Origin of the sequence: Rubellimicrobium mesophilum DSM 19309 (assembly GCF_000600335.2) — a bacterium.
GTDB lineage: Bacteria > Pseudomonadota > Alphaproteobacteria > Rhodobacterales > Rhodobacteraceae > Rubellimicrobium > Rubellimicrobium mesophilum.
The window spans coordinates 1-5812 of sequence record NZ_KK088525.1 but is presented as its reverse complement, the minus strand read 5'-3'; the positions used below and the strand labels follow the sequence as shown (position 1 = coordinate 5812).

General features: G+C 71.3%; 6 protein-coding genes and 1 pseudogene. 5 read left to right on the top strand and 2 right to left on the bottom strand.

The window, feature by feature from the left end:
• Positions 1 to 326: 326 nt before the first annotated feature.
• The 3 genes from RUMESO_RS24810 (at position 327) to RUMESO_RS01965 (ending at position 3259) form a co-directional block, all read left to right on the top strand.
• Positions 327 to 503, top strand: coding sequence for a flagellar basal body-associated FliL family protein (locus RUMESO_RS24810; protein ID WP_156362610.1), 177 nt, complete (start codon positions 327 to 329; stop codon positions 501 to 503).
• Between the two features lie 958 nt (positions 504 to 1461).
• Positions 1462 to 2688, top strand: coding sequence for a glycosyltransferase family 87 protein (locus tag RUMESO_RS01970; RefSeq protein WP_051520922.1), 1227 nt, complete (start codon positions 1462 to 1464; stop codon positions 2686 to 2688).
• A 70-nt stretch (positions 2689 to 2758) separates the two neighbouring features.
• Positions 2759 to 3259, top strand: coding sequence for a pyridoxamine 5'-phosphate oxidase family protein (locus RUMESO_RS01965; RefSeq protein WP_037277672.1), 501 nt, complete (start codon positions 2759 to 2761; stop codon positions 3257 to 3259).
• On the opposite strand, the gene RUMESO_RS01960 is transcribed toward RUMESO_RS01965, so the two are convergent.
• Positions 3256 to 4005 carry an alpha/beta fold hydrolase gene (locus RUMESO_RS01960; protein WP_037277670.1) on the bottom strand — a complete coding sequence of 250 codons (750 nt, stop codon included), beginning with the start codon at positions 4003 to 4005 and terminating at the stop codon, positions 3256 to 3258. The two genes, RUMESO_RS01965 and RUMESO_RS01960, sit on opposite strands and share 4 nt — an antisense overlap.
• Before the next feature lie 75 nt (positions 4006 to 4080).
• Between RUMESO_RS01960 and RUMESO_RS01955 the strand changes: the two genes are divergently transcribed.
• Both RUMESO_RS01955 and RUMESO_RS01950 read left to right on the top strand, forming a co-directional pair.
• Positions 4081 to 4446: a hypothetical protein gene (locus tag RUMESO_RS01955; RefSeq protein WP_051520921.1), complete on the top strand. Its 366-nt coding sequence runs from the start codon at positions 4081 to 4083 to the stop codon at positions 4444 to 4446.
• 42 nt (positions 4447 to 4488) lie between these two features.
• Positions 4489 to 5625 (top strand): tellurite resistance/C4-dicarboxylate transporter family protein, encoded by a 1137-nt coding sequence (locus RUMESO_RS01950; protein ID WP_051520920.1) that lies wholly within the window; start codon positions 4489 to 4491, stop codon positions 5623 to 5625.
• Here the strand turns inward: RUMESO_RS01950 and glyA are convergent.
• A pseudogene (glyA, locus tag RUMESO_RS01945) lies at positions 5610 to 5812 on the bottom strand (serine hydroxymethyltransferase); the annotation flags it as partial. The gene RUMESO_RS01950 and the pseudogene glyA overlap by 16 nt on opposite strands.

The following is a 5812-nucleotide window of genomic DNA, read 5'->3' as shown; positions in this document are numbered from 1 at the left end:
CCCCCAGCCGCCAAACCGCCGAGCTTCAGATCCGTGCCGCCCTTCTCAACCGCTTCACCGCCCTCGGCACCCCCGAGACCAAGCGCGTTGCATAAAGCCGACGGGGGTCAGGGGCAGCTCGCTCTTACGCCGAATTGCTCAACAGAGCCGGAGTAACGCGTCCTTGATGACCGAGGGGCTGGGCGTCTCGGATACTGCTTCTCGTACCATTATGATCTCCGATGAGTGAACCTGCTCCTCACTGAAGACCTCTTCGTTGTCATTTCTGGAACCGCCCCCCCACCCCCGACCCTTTCCCTCCCGCCTCCTCGGGAAAGGACCCCGCCATGAACCGAAGCCGCACCTGGGCGATCCTCATCGGGGTTCTCGCCGTGCTGTTCCTCATCTTCGTCTTCTTCCGCACCGGCGGCCGCGAGCAGGCCCCGGAGGTCGCCACGCCCACGGCCGAGGAAGGCCAGACCGCCGCCCCCACCTCGACCGAGCCCGCCGCCGAAGGCCAATAGGGCAGAGCGCCCTCCCAAAAGCCCTCCTGCGCCGCCCCCGGAACACGAACGGCCCGCTTGCGTTGGCCCAGCGTCCAAGAACGGAGCGAACCATGAAGGGCATCATCGCCTGGCTGCTGGGTGTCCCGGTCGTCGTCATCATCCTGCTCTACGTCACCGGAATCTTCTGAGCGGCGCGGCCCGGGGGCTCAGCGCGACGGGTCTCCGCCCTCCCTCGCGGCCTCGCCCGCCTGTCCCGCCGGTCCGGGGCCGCCCCCGTGGCGGGGCGACGCTGGCCTCGTTGCGAATCACTGGAACCGCCGCTCTGGACGCCTGTCCGCCGAGGGCGACGCAACACCCCCGCGAGAACGCTTCCCCAACGGGTTCAGAGCCTTGGCCAGAGGGTGTTGCGCCGCCCCAGGGGGCAACGAACGCCCCGTTCACCACTCGTTAACCCGCCCCTGGCACCCTGAGGCCACGAGATCAGGAGCGGCACCCCCGGCCGATCCTCCCGGACCAAAGACCACCCGTGAGGGGTGCAGGCCGGCGAGGTGTTCCCGGGGGCATCTGAAAGCCGCTCCCCCGTGCGGAGGCTTAGGAGAGACGGCCCCCACACGGGCTCCCACCCAAGTCCATCCATCGCCCGGGGCGCGCACCCCTGGGCAAGAGCTCTTTGGGAGGCGGGGCGCCTGACGCGCCCGACGTGCGTCGCCTTACTGGGAGGGGGAAGGGCACCCCCGCAAAGACCCAGCCGCCGCGTGCCGCAGCACGTCCCCGCGACCGACTGGCCTCGCAACCCGGCGTCGCGGCGTCCGGGCGCGAGTCGCGGCGTGGCTCTCCACGCGCCAAGGCTGACGGCCCGGACCCCTCTCGGGGCAACCCCACGCCCCAATGTTTCCCGGATGCGCCCACAGAATTTCCGCACTGGTGGCCAAGACTGCGCCGCGCGGCCCGGGCCGCGCCTGCGACGGGGGACCAGATGCACGACACGGCGCCGACCTTGCGGCCTCTCGTCCGGCTCAGGCCGGTGACGGTGGCCGCCGCAACGCTCGTCCTGGCGATCTACCTGGGCTTCACCCTCCTGGCCACGACCTACCGGACGCTCGCGGACGGCCCCAAGGCCGACTTCGACATCTTCTGGATCGTGGGCAAGATGGTCTGGGCCGGCACGCTCCCCGACGCCTACAGCATGGACCTCTTCGCCACCCGGCAGATCGAGGTCGTCGGCGGCCAGGTCTGGGCGCCCTGGACCTATCCGCCGCAGTTCAACGCCGTCGTGGCGCTGCTGGCCCTGCTCCCCCTCGGCACCGCCTTCGCCCTGTTCAACCTCGTCACGCTCGCCGCCTACCTCCCGATCCTCGCGCGCCTCGCGCGCGGGCACGTGGCGGCCATCATGCTGACGATGCTCCCGATCGTCGCGGGCGACCTCATCATCGGGCAGAACGGCCTCCTGACCGGGGCGCTGGTCGGGGCCTACGCCCTCCTGTCGCTGCGCGGGTCGGCCCTGGCCGGGCTGCCGCTGGGCCTCATGGTCATCAAGCCGCACCTCGCCCTCGGGCTCGGCGTCGCGGCGCTGCTGGGCCGGCGCTGGGGCACGCTCGCCTGGGCGGCGGGGGTGGTGGCGGGGACCTCGCTCCTCAGCACCCTGGCCTTCGGGCCGGCGATCTGGCCCGCCTTCCTCCGCGGGGTCGCGGAAGCCAAGGGGTTCCTGGCCGAGGGCAAGTACCACCTCAACCTGATGCCCTCGATCTACGCGGCGCTGCGGTCGCTGGGCGTCGCCCCCGGCCTCGCCGCCGCCGTCCAGGCCACCGTCGGTCTGGCCGGCCTCGCCTTCGTCGCCCTCGCCACGCTGCGGCGATGGGAGCCGCGCCGGCTCCTGTCCGCCGCGACGCTCGGCTCGCTGCTGGTGAGCCCCTACCTCCAGCACTACGACCTGGCGATCCTCGGCATCGGCCTGACGCTGGCCACCGGGGACCTCGCCGCCCCCGCCGCGCGGCGCCTGTTCCCCGCCGTCCTCGCCGGGGTCTGGCTCATTGCCTTCTTCATCAACGGCTACTGGACCCAGACCCTGGCCTGGGCGCGGGCGCAGCTCGGCGCGCCGGCCGTCGACGGGGACCCCTGGGCGCTGGCCGGCCTCGTCCTCCTGCCCCTGGTCGTCCTGGTCCTCGCCATCCTCTGGAGGGCCGAGCGCGATCGCAGGGCCTGAGCGGCGCCCCTCCCGGCGGAACCAGCCGGCCCGTGGCCCGTTCTCCCGCCGACTGAAACGGGAGACCACGATGGCCGACACGCAGCAAAAGGACGCCGAGCTCGAGGCCCGCTTCTGGGCCGCGCTCCGCAAGGACATGACCGTCATGCTGGGCCTGGGGACCGAGATCGAGTACCGCCCCATGACCGCCCAGCTCCTCGACGACAAGGACGAGGGGCCGCTCTGGTTCTTCACCTCGACCCAGACCGACCTCGGCCGCCATGTCCAGGGCGGGGCCAAGGAGGCGAGCTTCCACTTCGTCTCCAAGGGCCACGACGTCTGGGCCACGGTGTCCGGGATGCTCCAGGCCGACAACAACCGCGCGGTGATCGACAAGCTGTGGAACAGCTACGTCGCCGCCTGGTACGAGGGCGGCAAGGACGACCCGACGCTCCTCCTCCTCCGCATGGATCCCTCCCATGCCAAGATCTGGAAGGACGGCTCCTCGCTCGTCGCCTACGCGCTGACGCTGCTCGGCCGCGACCCGCAGAAGGATTATCAGGACAACGTCGCCTCGGTGAACCTGCGCTAGGCGTCCAGGAACGCCCTGACGGCCGCCTCCGTCTCGCGGGGGCGGTCGGCGTGGACCCAGTGCGCCGCGCCCTTGACCCGGGCGAAGCGGGCCTGCGGGAACAGGTCCTTGATCCGCGCCCGGTGCTCGGGGAGGACGTAGCTGCTCTCCTCTCCCGACAGGAACAGCACCGGTCCCTCGAAGCGCCCGGCCACCTCCGGGAACCCCACGGTCGCCGCCATGTTCGCGGCCAGCGCATCGAGGTTCAGCTTCCAGCGCCGCCCCCTGAGATCGAGGCTCTGGAGCAGGAACGGCGCCAGCGCGGGATCGGCCTGCATCTGGGCCTCCGCCTCCCCGCGCGAGCCCACGGTGGCGAGGTCCACCCGCCTCATCGCGTCGATGGACGGCATCTGCGTGTGCCCATACCCCACCGGCGCGATGTCGAGCACGACGAGCTTGCGCACCAGTCCCGGCCGGGTCAGCGCCAGCACCATCGCCGCCTTGCCGCCCATCGAATGCCCGAGCACGTCCACCGGCCCGCCGTGCCGCTCGATCACCTGAGCGAGGTCGGTGGCCATCGCCGGGTAGTCGTGGACCGGATCGTGGAAGCTCTCGCCGTGGTTCCTCATGTCCACCGCCAGCACCTCGCGCGAGTCCGAGAGGCGCCGGGCGATCACCCCCCAGTTCCGCGCCGAGCCGAAGAGCCCGTGGGCGATGAGGAGGGCAGGGCGGTCGGTCGGGGTGCCATGGCGGACGACGTTCAGCATGGCGCCGGTCTAGCCGGTCGGGACCGCGCTCTCCAGGGGGCTTGAGGCGCGATCCGGGCGCGCCACATCACGGTCATGCCCGACTGGTCCAACCGCCTGTCCTCCGTCCATGCGCTCCTCGGCGAGAGGCTGGGCGTCGCCGGCCCCGACCTGCGCGAGCAGGTCCGCCGCGCCGGACGTCGCCTGCCACGCCGCGCCCGTCGCGACGCCGAGCTGCTGGTCCGGGCCGAGGCCATGGCCCGCCATCCCAGCTTCGCCCGTCTCGTCGACCCGCGCGAGGTCGCCCGGGCCGAGCGGCGGCTGTCACGTCGCCTGCGGACCATCGATCCGCGCCTCCGGCGACGCAACCGGCGCCTGAACCTGCTGGCGACGGCGGGGCTCCAGGTCCTGGCGACGTTCGCGCTGGTCGTGACGCTGCTTGCCTGGCGGGGGATCGTCTGATCTGCTGATCGCGGGGGCCTCGCAGCAGGAGGTTCGGCCGCCATGACCTCGTCGCAGGAGAGCCTGTCCCGGACGCCGCCACGCCTCGCCGCCTGGATCGACGGGCGGATCGAGAGCCTCTACCCCGGCTACTTCGCCCTGGTCATGGCGACGGGCATCATCTCGAACACGCTGCGGCTCCAAGGGCATCTCCTGCTCTCGGACGCGTTGTTCGCGGGGAACGCGCTGGCCTTTCCCTGGCTCCTCGCGCTGACGGTCCTGCGGGCGCTGCGCCATCCCCGGGCGCTCTGGGCCGACATAATCAACCCGAGGCTGGTCTTCGCCTTCTTCACCATCGTCGCGGCCACCGATGTCTTCGGGGTGGGGCTGCATCTGCGCGGAGCCTCGACCGCTGCGCTCTGGTCCTGGCTTGCCGCGCTCGTCACCTGGTTCGTGCTCATCTACTTCAGCTTCGGCGTGCTGACCTTCCTCAACACGGCCCAGGGGGCGAACGTCGTGCACGGCGGGTGGCTGATCGCCATCGTGGGCACCGAGTCGCTCGTGATCCTGGGCGCCCTCGTCGCGCCCTCGGCGGGAGAGCTCGCGCCATCGGTCTTCGTGCTCATTCATATGCTCTGGGGCGTGGGGCTCGGGCTCTACGCGATCTTCGTCACGCTCTTCGCCTACCGCATCTTCTTCTTCGACGTGGGCCCGGACGACATCACGCCGCTCCTCTGGGTGGTGATGGGAGCGGCGGCCATCAGCACCAACGCCGGGTCGATGCTGATCCTGACCGACAGCGGGATGCCGTTCCTCGCCGCGATGCGGCCCTTCATCGACGGGATGACGCTGATCGTCTGGGCCTGGGGAACCTGGTGGATCCCGATGCTGCTCCTGTTCGGCATCTGGAAGCATGTGATCTGCCGGGTGCCCCTAACCTACACGCCGATGCTCTGGAGCCTGGTCTTCCCGCTGGGGATGTATTCGCTGGCGAGCCTGAGGCTGTCGCTGGCGGCGGACTTCCCGCCGCTGCACAGCCTCGCGCAGGCCATGGCCTGGATCGCGCTGGCCGCCTGGGGGGCGACTCTCGGGGGGTTGGCGGCGGCGGTCTGGGCGGGACCTGCGCCGCACCCGCTCCGCGAGGCGGTGACGCGCCCCTGTGGACGGCGCGCGCCTTGGTCACCTCACATTTCCTGGTAGATGGGGAAGCGGCTGCAGAGGGCCTGGACCTCGTGGGCGATGCGGGCCTCGGTGGCGGGGTCGCCCTGGCCCTGGGTGGCGCGCAGGCTGTCCACGACCTCGATGATCCAGCGGCCGACCTGGCGGAACTCAGCCTCCCTGAGGCCCCGCGTGGTGGCGGCGGGGCTGCCCAGGCGCACGCCGGAGG